This is a genomic window from Halopseudomonas bauzanensis (assembly GCF_900114735.1).
In the GTDB taxonomy this organism is placed as follows: domain Bacteria; phylum Pseudomonadota; class Gammaproteobacteria; order Pseudomonadales; family Pseudomonadaceae; genus Halopseudomonas; species Halopseudomonas bauzanensis.
Map to the genome: position 1 here is coordinate 112,537 of NZ_FOUA01000002.1, position 16,167 is coordinate 128,703.

At 57.7% G+C, this 16,167-nt stretch carries 12 protein-coding genes; 2 read left to right on the plus strand and 10 right to left on the minus strand.

The window, feature by feature from the left end:
• The first annotated feature begins 2 nt into the window (after positions 1 to 2).
• Positions 3 to 1,328, plus strand: coding sequence for an ATP-binding protein (locus BM267_RS06895; RefSeq protein ID WP_218144716.1), 1,326 nt, complete (start codon positions 3 to 5; stop codon positions 1,326 to 1,328).
• Entirely contained in the window at positions 1,328 to 3,535 is a 2,208-nt protein-coding gene (locus tag BM267_RS06900; RefSeq protein ID WP_218144714.1) for a DEAD/DEAH box helicase, read from the plus strand. The genes BM267_RS06895 and BM267_RS06900 overlap by 1 nt, the downstream gene beginning before the upstream one ends.
• Before the next feature lie 98 nt (positions 3,536 to 3,633).
• Here the strand turns inward: BM267_RS06900 and BM267_RS06905 are convergent, their stop codons facing one another.
• From BM267_RS06905 to BM267_RS06950, 10 genes are all read right to left on the minus strand, one after another.
• A complete protein-coding gene (locus tag BM267_RS06905) occupies positions 3,634 to 5,055 on the minus strand; it encodes a restriction endonuclease subunit S (protein WP_083392448.1) in 1,422 nt (473 codons plus the stop codon).
• Complete coding sequence (locus tag BM267_RS06910) at positions 5,052 to 6,617, minus strand: class I SAM-dependent DNA methyltransferase (RefSeq protein WP_074779142.1); 1,566 nt, start codon at positions 6,615 to 6,617, stop codon at positions 5,052 to 5,054. Before BM267_RS06910 ends, BM267_RS06905 begins: the two co-directional genes overlap by 4 nt.
• Positions 6,614 to 7,741 carry a protein adenylyltransferase Fic gene (gene fic, locus BM267_RS06915; RefSeq protein ID WP_074779140.1) on the minus strand — a complete coding sequence of 376 codons (1,128 nt, stop codon included), beginning with the start codon at positions 7,739 to 7,741 and terminating at the stop codon, positions 6,614 to 6,616. The genes BM267_RS06910 and fic overlap by 4 nt, the downstream gene beginning before the upstream one ends.
• A 155-nt stretch (positions 7,742 to 7,896) precedes the next feature.
• The gene (gene hsdR, locus BM267_RS06920) at positions 7,897 to 11,412 is read right to left on the minus strand and encodes a type I restriction-modification system endonuclease (protein ID WP_074779138.1); all 3,516 of its coding nucleotides are present in this window, start codon (positions 11,410 to 11,412) and stop codon (positions 7,897 to 7,899) included.
• A 169-nt stretch (positions 11,413 to 11,581) separates the two neighbouring features.
• The gene (locus BM267_RS06925) at positions 11,582 to 12,355 is read right to left on the minus strand and encodes a class I SAM-dependent methyltransferase (RefSeq protein WP_074779136.1); all 774 of its coding nucleotides are present in this window, start codon (positions 12,353 to 12,355) and stop codon (positions 11,582 to 11,584) included.
• A 71-nt stretch (positions 12,356 to 12,426) separates the two neighbouring features.
• Positions 12,427 to 13,194, minus strand: coding sequence for a heme ABC transporter ATP-binding protein (locus tag BM267_RS06930; protein WP_036991459.1), 768 nt, complete (start codon positions 13,192 to 13,194; stop codon positions 12,427 to 12,429).
• Positions 13,194 to 14,228 carry a FecCD family ABC transporter permease gene (locus BM267_RS06935; protein ID WP_074779134.1) on the minus strand — a complete coding sequence of 345 codons (1,035 nt, stop codon included), beginning with the start codon at positions 14,226 to 14,228 and terminating at the stop codon, positions 13,194 to 13,196. The genes BM267_RS06930 and BM267_RS06935 overlap by 1 nt, the downstream gene beginning before the upstream one ends.
• Entirely contained in the window at positions 14,225 to 15,115 is an 891-nt protein-coding gene (locus BM267_RS06940; protein ID WP_074779132.1) for a heme/hemin ABC transporter substrate-binding protein, read from the minus strand. Before BM267_RS06940 ends, BM267_RS06935 begins: the two co-directional genes overlap by 4 nt.
• The gene (locus BM267_RS06945) at positions 15,105 to 15,521 is read right to left on the minus strand and encodes an ExbD/TolR family protein (RefSeq protein WP_143063040.1); all 417 of its coding nucleotides are present in this window, start codon (positions 15,519 to 15,521) and stop codon (positions 15,105 to 15,107) included. The genes BM267_RS06940 and BM267_RS06945 overlap by 11 nt, the downstream gene beginning before the upstream one ends.
• Positions 15,518 to 16,165: a MotA/TolQ/ExbB proton channel family protein gene (locus BM267_RS06950; protein WP_074779128.1), complete on the minus strand. Its 648-nt coding sequence runs from the start codon at positions 16,163 to 16,165 to the stop codon at positions 15,518 to 15,520. The genes BM267_RS06945 and BM267_RS06950 overlap by 4 nt, the downstream gene beginning before the upstream one ends.
• Between the last annotated feature and the right edge of the window lie 2 nt (positions 16,166 to 16,167).

Sequence of the window (16,167 nt, forward strand, 5' to 3'; positions counted from 1 at the left end):
CAATCAAGAAAATTCGTGCCAGAGAACGCGACTCCATTATCCAGTCATTACGCTCTGGAGTGACGCCGAAAATTGGTATCCAGCACATCCAGGTGGGCCGCTCAAACGAGATCAAGGCGCTGCATGAAGATCTCAAGCGGGTGGCTGATGGCGGTTCGATATTTCGATTGATTATTGGTGATTACGGGTCAGGAAAAACCTTTTTCCTCAGCGTGGTACGCAGTATTGCTTTAGAGATGCGCATGGTTACAGCTCAAGCGGATCTGTCTCCCGATAGGCGTGTCCACGCATCCAGTGGTCAGGCACGCAATCTGTTTTCTGAGCTGATGCGTAATATGTCTACCCGCAGCAAGCCGGACGGCAATGCGTTGACCAGTGTAATCGAGCGGTTCATTACTCAAGCTAGAAAAGAAGCAGATACCTCCGCCAAGCCGGTCGGTGAGGTAATCCACTCAAACCTCGAAGCGCTATCCGAAATGGTGGGTGGCTATGACTTTGCAAAGGTCATCGAGCAATACTGGAATGGGCATGAGCAAGACAACGAGACGCTGAAGTCCAATGCAGTACGCTGGCTCCGTGCCGAATACACTACCAAGACCCAAGCCAGAGCTGACTTGGGTGTACGTACGATCATTGACGATGCCTCGTTCTATGACTCGCTCAAGCTGATGAGCCTTTTCGTCCGTCAGGCTGGCTACTCCGGCTTGTTGATCAATCTCGATGAAATGGTGAACCTCTACAAACTCAACTCAACCCAGGCGCGCACCTCCAATTACGAGCAGATCCTTCGAATGCTCAATGATTGCTTACAGGGCTCGGTAGAAGGGCTCGGCTTCCTGTTGGGTGGTACTCCGGAGTTCCTGCTTGACCCCCGCAAGGGGCTGTACAGCTATGAAGCTCTGCAATCGCGTTTGGCACAAAACAGTTTTGCATTGCGCGCCGGCGTTGTGGATTACAGTTCACCAGCCCTGCACCTAGCCAGCTTGACGCCAGAAGAACTCTATATCCTGTTGCGCAATCTGCGTAACGTGTTCGCCAGCGGAGATCCAGAGCGCTACCTGGTTCCTGACGAGGCGCTGGTCGCCTTCCTGAACCATTGCCATACCAATGTCGGCGAAGCCTACTTCCGTACGCCCAGAAGCATTATCAAGGCCTTTCTCGACATGCTTTCCATCATGGAGCAGAACCCAAATCTGGAGTGGTCTGACCTGGTCGAGGCAGTGGAACTCGAGGCTGATCTGCCCAGCGACATGGATACAGAAATTGATGCTGACGCAGACACCATGGCAGCAGAAGAGAGTGATGGCCTGGTAGGCTTCAGGATCTGATGGAAGCCTACCAGAAGCTCGATATTCGAGTGCAGAAATGGGTTTTCCAACAAGGCTGGCCAGACCTTCGAGAAATTCAGAAGATGGCCATAGATCCTGTTCTGAAAGGCGACAGGGATGTGCTTATCAGCGCCTCAACGGCTGCCGGCAAGACCGAGTCTGCCTTCCTGCCGGCATGCACCGCTATTGCTGACCAGGAACAAGGTTTTGGGATTCTCTATATCAGCCCCCTCAAGGCGCTGATTAACGACCAGTATCGTCGCCTGGAAAGCCTGTGCGACGCGCTCGACATGCAGCTTACGCCTTGGCATGGTGATTCAGCAGCAGGGCTGAAAAACAAAGCAAGGAAAGCCCCTTCGGGTATATTGCTGATCACCCCCGAGTCGCTGGAAGCAATGCTCATCAGACGCTCAGGCTGGGCAAAGCAGACGTTCGAGAACCTCCAATACATCATCATTGACGAGTTTCATGCCTTTATAGGAACTGAGCGTGGGCAACAACTGCTCTCTGTAATGAATAGGCTGGATCACCTGGTCGGACGACTGAAAAACCCCATACCGCGTATTGCCCTCAGCGCAACACTCGGCGACCTTGAATCGGTTCCTGCGCTGTTACGGCCCAACGGCTCGCTTCCCTGCCAGACCATCACCAGTACCCAAGGACGTTTTGACCTGAGGATGCAGGTTAAAGGTTATCTCGATCCGGCAGAGATCAAACCAAAGGAGTCTCGGATACCAGCAGAAGCACGGATCATCCGTGAGCTATATCGCATCTGCCGAGGTGGCTCTCATTTGGTTTTTGCCAATAGCAGGCAAAGAACTGAGCTGATCGCTGCCAGCCTGACAGACCTGTGTGCGACCAATCACGTACCCAATGAGTTCTTCCCTCACCACGGCTCATTGTCCAAAGACATGCGCGAGGACGTCGAAAGACGCTTGCAAAGCCAGAGAGACCCCACCACGGCCATATGCACCACAACCATTGAACTTGGGATTGATGTTGGCAAGATCAACTCTGTTGCTCAGGTCAATGCACCACCGAGCGTCTCAAGCATGCGGCAACGGACAGGCCGCTCCGGGCGGCGCGATGGTGTTTCTGTGTTGCGCATGTTTCTTCGTGAGCGTGAAATAACCACTCAATCAGGCGTCAGTGACAAGCTGCGCCTGGAACTCATCCAGTCACTGGCCATGATTCGTCTCATGGTTTCAGATAAGTGGTTTGAACCTGCGGATTCAACCCAGTATCACTTTTCCACATTAATTCACCAGACGCTGGCTCTGGTGGCACAGTGGGGCGGCATCAGAGCTGACCAGGTCTATGCACTGTTATGCCAACAGGGGCCTTTTCAGAAAACCTCGATTCAGCAGTTCAAGGACATGCTCACCCACCTCGGAAAACTTGAGTGCCTCACCCAACTATCAAGCGGAGAGTTGGTTCTTGGAATCAAGGGCGAACAGCTCGTCAACCAATATAAATTCTATGCCGTATTCCAAACCCCCGAAGAATATCGGGTGGTGAATGGCAACAAAACCATCGGTACACTTCCCGTTGACTCACCGCTACTACCTGACCAACACATTGTGTTTGGCGGTCGGCGCTGGAAAATCAGCGAAATAGACGAGGTATCCAAGACAATTCTAGTCAACCCCAGCAAGGGTGGGCTACCTCCGCAGTTCTCCGGTTCCGGTATCGCGCTGCATACCCGAGTGCGCCAGGAAATGTTCAAGATCTACAGCGAAGCGGAATATCGGATTCCAGCCGGTGATTCGATGGTTGATTACATTGATGAAGAAGCCAGGCACCTTGTACAGGAAGGATTCAGCTTCTTCACCAACGCAGGCTTGGCGCAGCACAGTGTCATCGACGACCAAGGCACTACCCACCTGTTCAGCTGGATGGGCGATAAAATCGTCAATACCCTTTGTGCCGTTTTACAGACCCATGGTTTCACAACCAGTAATCAGGCAGGAATTGTCGAGATCGTAGAAACCTCTGCCGACAACGTAACAGCTTTTTTCAAACAACTTGATCTTGAGTCAATTGCCTCTGAAGCCGAGCTTGCGCAGATAGTGCAAGAAAAGAATATTGAGAAATTCGACGAACTTCTCCCGCCCAACCTGCTGTGCGAAGGGTATGGGCGGCGGATGTTTGATGTGGGTGGCACGAAAGCATGGATTGCGCAAAACTTCCCCCACGAGCCGCTCTAGTCGTCCTTTGGCAGCCGAGGGGTTGTTTGCTCTATTTTCGTGACGCCACGAAAATGGTCACTGCCGGCTACGCCAATGCCAGCATGAATCTCCGTAGCTCAGGTCTTTGCCTTGCGTCGCATGGGCTTGGCAGTAGCTGCACGTTCGGCCTGGATTCTGGCCAGCAGTGCTGCGGCAGAGTTGTCGCCGCTGATCAGCTCGGGGTTGTCCCGTCGCCATTGCTCGGTCAGTTCACCTCGGAAGGCTTTGGCGAGGATGGATGGGGTGAGGTTGTTGACCCGCTCCAGTGCACCCTGGACTTGTTGCTCAATGCGGTCGGCGTGGGTGAAGAGTTGGTCTGCTCGACGGACTATTTCGGTTTGCTCTTCTAATGGGGGCAAAACGACAACAGCAGTTTTGATGACATCCAGCGTGATCCGCTGGTGTCCTGCTGAAGATTTTAACGAATTTTGTATGTGGTCTCTAAAATTCTGAGATGCGAAAAAGTATTCCAAATATCGACCGTATCGCGGTTCTTTCAATCTTGCACAGAAAAGCCGGTCTGGGTATTGATATTGACGATCCACGCTTTTCACCATTGCGCAGTTCCCAACATATTCTGCCGAGCCACTTAGACGAGTGAATAGAAGATCACCTTGTTTCAGGTAGTTATCTTCTTTTAGCGTGCTCACGTTTTCGAGGTAGCGAATATCGGAGAAATCAATTTCCAGTGGTCGGATCGCGCTTGATCGCAAAATAGGTATTCCTTTGGAATCTTCATTTGGCCTGTCAGCAGCTCCGCTACGTAACTTAAGTATAATTTTAGAAAAAGAAACCTTTTCCCAAGTAGTGTCAACCTCATGGTTTATCTCTCGCCATTCCTCTGTCAACCGCCCACTCACCGCCGCAACCAGTACGGACTGGCGGAAGCGTTTGAGGATATGGGGGATGCGTTCGAGGCGGGCTTTGGTGGTTTCCACTTGGGCCAGCAGGGTGTCGAGCTTTTCGGCGATGACTTTTTGTTCGGTGACTGGAGCCATACAGAACGGAAGCTTCTTCGCAGCTGCGCCAGAAAGCTCCTTGAATGTGGTACCTGTGCCCCTGCTTTCTGCAATATGCCTAATGCTACGCAGGAAGTAATAAGCGTAACTAGGGTCAACCGACCCAGGAAAGACGAAGTTTTTAAAACCCTGATTTGTAGATATTTTATTTGCCGCGATAGCAACGTAGCCGATAGGTGCTCGACTACTAAAAAGTATTGATCCTTCAGAGACAAGTTTTGCAGAGCATGTTGCGTAGCCCGACTGGCTTAGATCACGGGCACCATGACTGATATATTTCTCCGAATATTTACTTAAGTCTGCAGGCGTCAACCAAGCAATCTCTTGCCCTGGCCCAGCAAAGTTGGTTGGATCATTTGCTTTCGGCGTTCCACCTGAAATTACATCCGCAACATCGCCGATCTCCAGCATTATCCAGCTCAATGGCAACTGTATAAGAGCAGCAGATTCATTGTTTTCTTCCCTTTGAGCACGAGTCATTCCGCTTTCCCCAATTCCATCAACAACGCTTCCAATCCCTCCAACGCCGCTGCCAACTCTTCCTTCGCCTCCGCCGCCAGCACACTCGGCTCCGGCAAATTCGCCGCATCCACCGAGTCCGCATCTTTCAGCCAGCTAATATCCAGCGAGTCACCCTTGTGTTCGGCAATCCATTGGCGAGAAAAGCAGCGCCAGCGGCTGTGCGCTAGGCGCTGGTCGACGTTCTGGTTTTCTTCACTATCAGCCGTGTCGATCTGCTCGGCGTTAAAGCTGTATTCGCCTTCCTGCCTTGAGCTCTGGCCGTTGGGATCTTCGCCGTAAACCTGCTCGAAGGGCTTGAGGTGGTGATCACCGAAGGGGGTGCGTTTGCCGAAGTTGGGCATGTTGGTGCGCAGGTCATAGACCCAAACATTTTCCGTGCAGTTTTCCTGCTGGAATATATCGTTGGCACTACCCTTGGTAAAAAACAGTACGTTAGTTTTCACGCCCTGGGCGTAGAAGATCCCCGTGGGCAGGCGCAGGATGGTGTGCAGGTTGCACTTGTTCATCAGGTCGCGACGTACGTCAGTGCCGACGCCAGCTTCAAACAGTACGTTGTCCGGTAGTACCACGGCGGCGCGGCCGCCGGGTTTGAGGTTGCGGTAGATATGCTGGAGGAAGGCCAGTTGCTTGTTGCTGGTACGGTAGGTGAGGTCATCGCGGGTGATGCTGGCTTCGCCGCCCTTGGCAGTGCCAAATGGCGGGTTGGCGAGAATCACCTTGGCGCTTGGCAGGCTGGCACCGGCCTGGCCGAGAGCGTTGCCCAGATGCACGACCCCTTCTTCATCGCCTTCCATCCCATGCAACAGGCAGTTCATCAGCGCCAGGCGGCGGGTGTTGGGCACCAGCTCAATACCGACAAAGGCCCGGGTTTTCTGGAATACCTGCTCGTGGGCTTTGAGATCGAACAGATCATCAGTCTGGCTCTTGATGTACTGGTCGGCGGCGATCAGAAAACCGGCGGTGCCGGCTGCTGGGTCCTGAATGACCTCACCGGCCTGGGGCTGGATGCAGCGCACCATGCTGTTGATCAGCGCACGCGGGGTGAAGTACTGGCCAGCGCCGGATTTGGTTTCGCTGGCGTTCTTTTCCAAGAGACCTTCGTACAGGTCGCCAAGGCCGTCCTTCAGTGCACTGAACCAGTCGATCTGGTCCAGCGTCTTGATCATCTGTTCCAGGTGGCGCGGCTCGCGCAGGCGGGTCTGGGCGTCAGCGTAGATAGCGCTGATCAGCAGGTCGTCATGCACCAGATTGCCGTCCGCATCCCTGCCGGTGGACAGGCTGAGCAGGATGCGTTTGTAGTCGTTGAGCAAATTGATGCCGGATTTGTTGTTGAGATCGGTCCAGCGGCAGCCCTCTGGTAGCGGGTGCTTTTTCAGCGTCCCTGCTTCGGTGTTTTCATGCACCATCTTGATGAACAGCAGCAGCACCAGCTCGGTGACGTAGTCGCTGTAATTGATGCCGTCGTCGCGCAGGACGTCGCAGAGGTTCCAGAGTTTCTGGACGATATCGTTTTGGGTCATTGGGTGCGGCTATCCTGACGGGTATAGGGTTCGAACTGGTGTTGCTCGCTGTTGATCAGCGTCAGCAATCGCGGATGGATGAAGAGTTTTTCCTTACCGGCTTGCCGCTCTTCCAGCACACCGATCTCGCAGAGTTGCTTGAGATAGATTGAGGCGGTCTGACGTTGAGCAACCTGTGCTTCAACCAGATTGCCGATGCGGCAGTAAGGCTGACGAAAGATCACTTGAATCAATTCATAACTGTAGATTTTCGGTAATTGCTGCTGCACATGCGCGCGGGTGCTTTCAAGCAAAGCACAGATGGCTTCAATTTTTCTGGTAGTCCACTGAGCGGTGTCAGCCACCGCATTGAGCATGAACAGAATCCACTCCTGCCATGCCGCCTCACGGGTCACGCTGGTCAGCAAGCGGTAATAATCAGGCCGGTGTTGCAGAATGTAGCGGCTGAGATAGAGGATTGGTTGACGGAGCAGTTGCTGGTCGATCAGATACAGCAGATTGAGCACTCGCCCAGTACGCCCGTTGCCGTCGCTGAATGGGTGAATAGCCTCAAACTGATAATGGGTGATAGCCATCTTGATCAGAGGGTCGAGATCGTCCTGCTGGTGCATGAAGGTTTCCCAGTTCGCCAGCAGGTCACGAATCGTCTTTTCTCCCACTGGCGGGGTATAGATCACCTCACCAGTGGCCTGATTACCGAGGACGGTGCCCGGCACTTTGCGGACATCCATGCGCGCCTCTTTAATGAGTGAGCAAATCTCGACAGCACTGTTGCTGCATAACGGCCGATGTTGTAATTGCTCAACGCCTTTTCGAAGCGCCGTGCGATAACGCAGAGCCTCCTTGGTGGCCGGATCAGCGTGCTCTGCGTCATCAGCAAACTGGAACAGTTTGTCTGTCGTGGTGACGATATTCTCGATCTCGGTGCTGGCACGGGCTTCGAGTAGAGGCAACAAGTTAACCAGAAGTCCCTGATCTGGCAGCAACTCGCCCGCCCGTTTCAACTCTGCCAAAGCAGCACGAGCGGGAATGCAGGCCTTGAGAATGGCAATGCTTTCGATCTGTTCCCGGGCCGGTGGGAGCAGCGGCATGGCATTCCATGGCTCACGAGGATTCCATGTCATGTTGAAACTTTCCTCTTTAATCGACAGATGATGAGCTTATGTTCATGGCATCGACATGACAAGGCTTTGCGTCGATTATTTGCAGTAATTTCGACATGAAGGGCAATGTATGTCTAGATTTTCGAGTTATCTATACATATCAAGATTCAGTCAGATCAAGCGCTCTGCTGCGGCCATAAACTCTCACCCACCTCCTCCAAGACCTTGTCCAGTTGGTCACCAAGCATCTTATCCAGCCGTTTGGCGCCTCCTTCGAAGGCAGGCATCTGATTGATGGTCTCGCGGTCGATGATGACTTCGTGGGTCAGCTGTCTGGCCAAACGATCCAGCCACCGGCGCTGGACGGGAGTCCAGGAATGCTGGCTGTAAATACGATCCATGGCCTGGGCGACGCGTTGCTCGAAGGGCATCAGCGCTTCGCCCAGGGCGGCGCGGCGGATGTGGCCGATGATGCTGGCGGCAATATCCTTATTGGTCTGGTCGCGGGTAGCCGCCTGAAGTCGGGCCTCGGAGTAGCCATGGCCGTCGAGCAACAGTTTTACTTCCCGCAGCTGTTCGCGAGTCAGGTCGCGAGGCCGATTGACCACGACGCTGAGGGCGACGGACTGGTTCAGCCGTTCGCGGATGAAGTGGTTGAAGCTGTCCAGGTAGTCTTCCGGGCGCTTGTGTACACCATAGCTCTGGCTGCGCTCGCGGATTTCATCTTCGTGTTCCGATATCACCGGCAGGTATTCGCTGCCAAGCAGATCTTTGACCTCGGTGAGCTGCTGCAGCAGCCCGACATGCTGGGTGATGAAGGCCGCGGCCTGCTGTGGGCCCAGCTCCCGCAGGTGGGTATGCAGTCCGCTGGGCGGTACGCCCCAGCTCTGCTCCAGCTCGGTCAGTTTCTCCTTGAGTTGCGGTTGACGCTCGGCCTTATTGCCGGCTTTACGCAATACCCGCATGAGTTTCTGGCTGAGCTGACTAAGCACCACGTCCGCATGGCTTTCGCCCTGCTGTTCACCTGGATTGTTCAGAGCCTGCTCTAGTCGCGCGGGGTCGGTCAGCTCATCTACCAGCTGCTCCAGAGTGATGTTGGGATCTTTCACCAGCGGCTGCATGGTGTTTACATCCTGCAGGGCTGCGTAGATATCCACTGGGTCGTAGATACGGAACACCGTCTTGCCGATCTCATTACAGCGGCGGGTGGCGCGGCCAATCATCTGTTCATAGAGAATCCGTGAACGCACCCGGCGCATGAACACCAGGTTGCCGATGCGCGGTACGTCGATGCCGGTGGTCAGCAGATCTACGGTAATGGCGATATTGGGGTAGCGCTCGTTCTTGTACTGGCGTATCCGTTGCTCGACCTTGTCACTCTTGCCGGTGATCTTGGCTACTGCGGCCTGGTTGTATTCACCGTTGTAGACGCCTTTGAAGGCCGTATCCAACAGGCGCTTGACCATATCGGCGTGCAGATCGGTAGCGCAGAAGATCAGGGTCTTTTCATCACCGAAGGGATCGAGCTCCTGCGCCAGCTGTTCGCAGACGACCCGATTGAAATTCTCATTGATGACGCGACGGTTGAATGCCTCCACATCAAAATTCAGCTCATCTTCCAGCTCGGCGGTCTCAATTGCGCCGGTTCGGGTGTTGACCACCTCTACCGCGCTACCCTTTTCAAACTGGATGCCGTTCTGGGTGAGCAGGGTTTCATAGCGGATCGGTGGTTCGTGGTCGATCAGCCAGTCGTCGGCCACTGCCTCGCGGTAGGAGTAGGTGTACACCGGTTTGCCGAAGATGTCGCTGGTATGCTTGGCCGGGGTGGCAGTGAGGCCGATCTTAACCGCATCGAAGTAGTCCAGCACCCGGCGGTAGCTGGAGAGATACTGGCTGGCATCGCGGGTAGCTAGCTCACCCTCGGTCATTTCCTGATCCAAGGTGTAGCCACGGTGTGCCTCGTCGATGATGATGCAGTCGAAGCGGTCTACCGGCGGCGGGTTGTCGCTCATGAAGATACGCTTGACCATCGCCTGCACGGTGGCCACCTGGATGCGGGTTTCAGCTTCGGCGGCCATGTCGCCCAGCTCGGCGACATTATAGATCTTCGACAGGCTGTGGTTCTGCTCCAGCGGGGCTTCGTTGAAAGCATCCAGTGCCTGCTGACCGAGGGCGGTGCGATCCACCAGGAACAGGATGCGCTTGAAGCGCTCGGCTTTGAGGAAGCGGTACATCAGACCGATGATGGTGCGGGTCTTGCCGGTGCCGGTGGCCATGGCCAGCAATGCGGTGCGCACGCCATGGGCCAGTGCGGTTTCCGTTGCGATAATAGCCTGCTGTTGGTAGTCGCGCAGCTTGAGGTAGCCGAAGGGCTCTTGCTGCAACTGCTGCTCAGCCAATACCTTGCTGCGGCTGAGCTGGTCGAGCAGCCCGGCCGGGGTATGGAAGCTGGCCAGCGCACGGCGGGTATTGCTCGGCGAGCGCACATCGCGGAACCAGGTGCCGGAGTGTTCCGCCAGTTGCGGTACATAAGGGCGGCCATTGCAGGAGTAGACGAAGGGCACCTTGTAGTGGCCATCGTTTTCATCCGGCCAGGCGACGGTCAGCCCGGCCAGCTCCCAGGCACCCACCAGCGGCGGGGCAACCTGAATGCCCCGACTGTAACGCTCGGCCTGGTCGATCTTACCGGCGACGTTGGTATTTTCCTTTTTCGCCTCGACCACTGCTATCGGCGCCAGCCCGGCAAACAGCACGTAGTCGGCACGCCCACCCTGGGTGGGCCATTCGGCAATGGCGCGATTGGTGTTTTTTTCCGGGCGAAAGCCTTTCTGGTAGGTCAACTCCTGACTGTCCACTTCCCAGCCAGCCTCTTGCAGCTGCTGGTCGATCAGGATGCGTGTCAGTTCTTCGCTGAGCACCAGTTGCTGACTGGCGGCCTGGGTTTTCTGCGCGGCCTGCGCTCGTTGCCGGCTGACGCTGTGTTCATCTCGCTCAGCGAGCTGTTGCTGTAACGCTCTTATCTTCTGTTCGTAGTCCTTCTGCTGCCGAACCAATGCCTGCTCATGAGTATGGGCTTCCTGGGCCTTGGCACGGGACTCCTCATCCATCGCCAGAGCGAGGGCTTCGTACTCGGCTTTTTCCTGAGCAACCAGTTGATGGAGCTGCTGGCTGGAGTCGAGTTCGACGCTGGCCTGTTGCAGATCATGCTTGAGTGTTTCAATTTCCGCTTGCAGCTGACGCAACTGGCTGCTGGGGTCCGGCGGCGCGACAAAGGCCCCGGGCTTGAAGCCGGTGCCGACCTTGCCGAAGGACTGGTGAAACCACACCGCCAGCGAGCGGGCCAACTTGAGGCCGTCGAGAGCTTCCTTGTGTTGAGTTTTGAACTGATGAGTGGCCTTGTTGCCTTCAATACGCAGGGTATGGAACAGCTCACGCACAACCGGTTCCAGTCGTAGTTCACGGTTGAGACGGTACAGTAAATCTGCCTGGGTGGTCTGCTCGTCAAACTCGACGCCAGCCAGTGTCGCCATATGCTGCGCAATTGCCTCGCCCAACTGGCGCAATTTGATCAGCGTGGTGTTGGGGTCACTGGCAAAGGCTCGCTCGGCCGCTGATGCGAGTTGCATCAATAGCTCATCATGTTCGACGAGAAAACCAAAGTTGGTGCTAACGGTCTGTGTACTGCCCGGCACAGTGCCTCCCTATACTGTAGACGCGCCCTGCTTGCGGGGCATGGATACTTATACCAGAGACTGGCTCGCTTACTGAACAAGGCGTCCTGCGGACGTCGTCGTGCCAGAGTCGACACTCCTACCTGGTAATGCCTGATTCCAGTTCAGGTGCCTGATGGCAGGTCAATAGCTATGCCACCCTTCGCGCCACCGCGCCCTTCTGGTTCTCACTTACCACGACCAACTGATCATCCTGACAATGCATCACGATCGACTGCGCTTCGTAGTTCTGATCGTCCTGAATAATCAACTCCAGCAAGTCGCCCCAGAGCAGGGCAGTTTCCAGCTCGGCCAGCTCGTCGTTGATCCAGAGTTCGCCAATCAGTTTCTGGTAGCGCTGCTGCAATTCGACCCTATAGCGGGTACCGTCGCTGCTCTGCCAGTGCCATTCGCCGGCGATCTGGGCCGGTATCACCCAGAGAAAGATGCCATCGCCCTTGAACGAGACCCGTCCGTCCGGTTTCCAGTCGCCCATGTCGAAGGTGTGGGAGACGACGCGGGTGCCGGGACGCAGCTCGTTGAGCAGGCGTGGGCGCAGTTGCAGGTTGACCGTGTGCAGCAGGTACATGGCCACGACGGTGGCCGGGGTGAAGTCGACCTCGAATAGATCATCCTGAATGAAGCAGACGCTATTCTCGACGCCCATCTGCGCGGCGTAGGCCTGCGCCAATGCCACGCGTCCAGAGTCGATTTCCACGCCCACTGCCTGGGCACCGCGTTCCTGGGCGGCAGCCACCGGGATACGGCCATCGCCCGAGCCGAGGTCATAGAGCACATCATCGGCACCTACCGCGCCCAGCTCCAGCATGGCTTTCACCACACTTTCATGGGTCGGTACAAAGGGTACATCGAGGTTCATGCCCAGTTCGTCAAACTGATCGTCAATGGATAAATCGCTAAACACGGTCCGCTCCGGTTAAAGATGCCTGTCAGCATGCCTGATCGGCTGCAGCAAAGCGATTCCATCCGGCTGATTTACCGGGCAATGATCAGCGGGTGACCTCGTTCAGGGTGCCGCTGTACCAACACTTCTATACCGAATACGCGGTGCAAATGCGCGGGTTGCAGCACCTGCTCGGGAGTGCCGCAAGCCTGGACGCTGCCATCACCGAGTAGCAGTAACTGGTCACAATAACGCGCTGCCAGGTTCAGATCATGCAGGATGATCAGCACGCTGGCACCATGGTCGGCGAAGCGGCGTACAGCATCCAGTACGCTGAGCTGATGCAATGGATCGAGCATCGAGGTGGGTTCGTCCAGCAGCAGTACCTGACCATCGGCACCCGGCCATAACTGCGCCAGTACCCGCGCCAGATGCACTCGTTGGCGTTCACCTCCGGATAGCTGCAGATAACTGCGCCCGGCCAGATGCCCCGCATCCACCGCCCGCAAGACCTCATTGACGATGTCTTCGTCCATCGCCATGCCCGTGTCATGGGGCATGCGGCCCATGCGTACCACCTGCTCGACGCTGAAGGCGAAGCTCAGGCTGGAGCTTTGCGGCAGCACCGCAAGCCGCTGCGCCCGCCGGCGCCCCTGCCAACTGGCCAGCGGCTGGGTATCCAGCAGCACCTGTCCGCTGCTGGCAGCCAGCTCACCATTGAGCACCCCGAGCAGGCTGCTCTTGCCGGCCCCATTGGGCCCGAGTACGCCAAGCACCTGGCCCGGCTGCAAGGCCAGATTCACATCACCGAGTACGCAACGCCCGCCACGGGCCACGCTCACTTGCTGGGCCTGCAACATCAGCCGCGACTCCGTATCAACAGGTAAATGAAGAAGGGTGCGCCGATCAAGGCGGTGACGATGCCGATCGGCATTTCCGCCGGCGCCACGATCAGCCGCGCTGCCAGATCGGCAAGCAATAACAGCGCGCCACCGGCCAGCGCCGAGGCGGGCAACAGCAGGCGGTGATCCGGCCCAACCAGCAGGCGCATCAGATGCGGCACCACCAGCCCGACAAAGCCGATCATGCCAGCGGCGGCCACCGCCGCGCCCACACCCAGGGCAGTACAGAGGATCAGCTCGCGCTTGACCCGCTCGACGTCAAAACCCAGATGCCGCGCTTCGGATTCGCCCAGCAGCATGGCATTCAACGCATCGGCCCGCCGCGGCAGCCAGTAAACCACACCCAGCGCCACCACGAGCAAGGGCCATAGCCGCGAGTAACTGGCGCCATTCAGACTGCCAAGATTCCAGAAGGTCAGCGCACGCAGGGTGCTGTCATCCGCCAGGTAGGTGAACAGCCCGATGATGGCGCCGGACAAGGCGGTCAGCGCAATCCCGGCCAGCAACATGGTCGCCACCTGGGTCTGACCGTCACGTCGCCCCAGCCGATAGACCAGTGCGGTGACCAGCAACCCTCCGGCAAAAGCGGCCGCGGACAGCACATAGGGTTCGAGTACCACCGGCAGCGTTATCCAGCGCGACAGGCCTACGATCACCAGCGACGCCCCCAGGGCCGCGCCACTGGATACGCCGATCAGCCCCGGATCGGCCAGCGGGTTGCGGAACAAGCCCTGCATCGCCACGCCGGTCAGCGCCAGCACCGCACCGACCATCAGCCCTAGCAGGGTACGCGGCAGGCGAATCTGGCTGACGATCAGCTCGGTCTGCGCCTGCACCTCGGTCAGGTTGAGGCCGGTAATATTGAGCAAAGCCCGCAGCGTGTCTGCCAGTGGCAAACTGACCGGACCCAGCGCCAGGGACAACCACACAGCCAGCAACAGCAGCGCCGCCAACAGCGGATAGAGTACCCGCCAATTCAGCACCGGATTCATTGGCTGGCCTCTGCCCTGTGTTCCTGCAACCGGGGATAGAACGCATGGCTCAATTGCCGCAGCGCGTCGGGCAGGCCCGGTCCCAGACCACCGACCAGCAAGGTCGGGTCAATACTCAACAGATGGCCTTCGCGCACCGCGCGGCTGGCGGCCAGGCTGGGGTTCTGCGCCATCAACGCCTGCTGCCCTTCGACCCCACGCAACTGCCGGTCGGTCAGCACCAGCCAATCGGCATCCAGCGCCAGCATGGCTTCGGCGGCCAGGTTCTTGTAACCCTCGTGTTCGGCCAGATTGCGTGCGCCGGCTTGGCGCAGCAGCCAGTCGGCCATGGTATTGCGCCCAGCCACCAGCGGGCTGTTACCGCCAACCCCGAGCAACAACAACACACCCGGTGGCTGATCAGTCTTGCTGGCCAGCTTGATCTGCCGTTGCAGGTCATTCAATTGCCGATGGAAATCTTCCAGCGCCAGCTGCGCCCGCTCAGGCTCACCCAGCAAGGCACCCAGACGCAGCAGATTGTCCTCCAGCGCGTTCAGCTCACTGCTGGCGGACAAGCGCTCGATGCGCACCCCGGCCTTCTCCAATTGGATCAGCACCGGTGGCGGGCCCATTTCTTCGGTGCCCAACAGCAGATCCGGTGCCAGCGTCAGCACGCCTTCGGCGGACAGCTGGCGCTGGTAGCCGACACTGGGCAGTGCGGTAACGGTCTCTGGGTGTTGGCTGGTGGTGTCCACGCCCACCAGCCGATCCTGCCCGCCCAACTCGACTATCCATTCGGTCGCGGCGCCGCCAGCACTGATCCAGCGTTGCGGCAGTTCATCCGCCAGGCTGGCGGTACTGAGCAGCAGGCCGGTACACAGACCGGCCAGGATAGGTTCAAGGCGCATCGGGGGTGGGCTCCATCAACAGGCGGATATCATCGATCTGCTGCTCCTCGAGCAGCACGATCAGATCCAGAAAGGCGGTCAGCGGGGCCTGACGGTCAATCGCCAGATCCAACGCCGGGTGGGTAACGCTGCTCAGTGCCTCGGGCAGTCCACTGAGGCTCAACGGGCGGTCATCCAGTCGCCAGCGCCCTGCCGCATCCAGCTCCAGCAACTGCCGCTCGGCATCCGAGGTAACCATGCTGGCGCTATCGCGCTGATCCTGCGGCAGATCCAGCGGACGCTGGAGCAGCGGCACCTGAGCGGTGAGTAGAAAGAACACCAGCACAATAAAGATCACATCCAGCAGCGGCGTGAGATCCGGCAGCAGACTGGCGTTGGCCGTACTGGCCGGCGGCAGGCGAATCATGCGCTGGCCCATCCTGCGACTGCCGTACCCGGCGTCAGCTCCAGGCCATCCAGTGCCAGATGGCAGCGATTGAGCAGTGCCTGCACCCCTTCCAGATAGCGCTCGGCCCACAGGGCAAAGCCCTGGCCGGCGGCCAGTGCCGGAATCGCAATGCACAGGCCCCAGACCGTGGTGTACAGCGCCTGCCAGAGTCCATCGGCCAGCAGTGCGGGGGTGACCGGCTGAGCCACTGCAGCAATATCGGCGAACATGGCGACCATCCCCAGCACGGTGCCCAACAGACCGAGCATGGGAGCCAGCACCCCGATCAGTTGCAGCAGGCGCAAATGCCGACCGAGGCGCTGGCGTTCCTCCAGGAGCCAGCAGCCGAGCAGATCCTCACGTTGTGCAGAGGCCAGCCGCCGGTGTTCCAGCAGCAGGCCGAGGGCCTGCCCCCAGCCCTGCCGGTCAGAGCGCCACAGGCGTTCGCACGCCTGCGAGTTGCAATCGCTACAGGCCGTGAGCGCCGCCTGGCGGGCGGCATGGCGCAGCGGCGCCAACACCAGAAACACATGCAGGCGCTCCAGTATCAGCGCCCCCGCCAACAGCGAGCACAGCCCCAGCGGCCAGCCCACTGCACCCATATGTTCAAACCAGAGCGGCATGG

Coding starts and splice junctions, on each gene's coding strand:
- BM267_RS06900 (WP_218144714.1), top strand. CDS start 1,328: ATGGAAGCCTACCAGAAGCTCGATATTCGAGTGCAGAAATGGGTTTTC.
- BM267_RS06905 (WP_083392448.1), bottom strand. CDS start 5,055: ATGACTCGTGCTCAAAGGGAAGAAAACAATGAATCTGCTGCTCTTATA.
- BM267_RS06910 (WP_074779142.1), bottom strand. CDS start 6,617: ATGACCCAAAACGATATCGTCCAGAAACTCTGGAACCTCTGCGACGTC.
- fic (WP_074779140.1), bottom strand. CDS start 7,741: ATGACATGGAATCCTCGTGAGCCATGGAATGCCATGCCGCTGCTCCCA.
- BM267_RS06930 (WP_036991459.1), bottom strand. CDS start 13,194: ATGTTGCAGGCCCAGCAAGTGAGCGTGGCCCGTGGCGGGCGTTGCGTA.
- BM267_RS06935 (WP_074779134.1), bottom strand. CDS start 14,228: ATGAATCCGGTGCTGAATTGGCGGGTACTCTATCCGCTGTTGGCGGCG.
- BM267_RS06940 (WP_074779132.1), bottom strand. CDS start 15,115: ATGCGCCTTGAACCTATCCTGGCCGGTCTGTGTACCGGCCTGCTGCTC.
- BM267_RS06945 (WP_143063040.1), bottom strand. CDS start 15,521: ATGATTCGCCTGCCGCCGGCCAGTACGGCCAACGCCAGTCTGCTGCCG.
- BM267_RS06950 (WP_074779128.1), bottom strand. CDS start 16,165: ATGCCGCTCTGGTTTGAACATATGGGTGCAGTGGGCTGGCCGCTGGGG.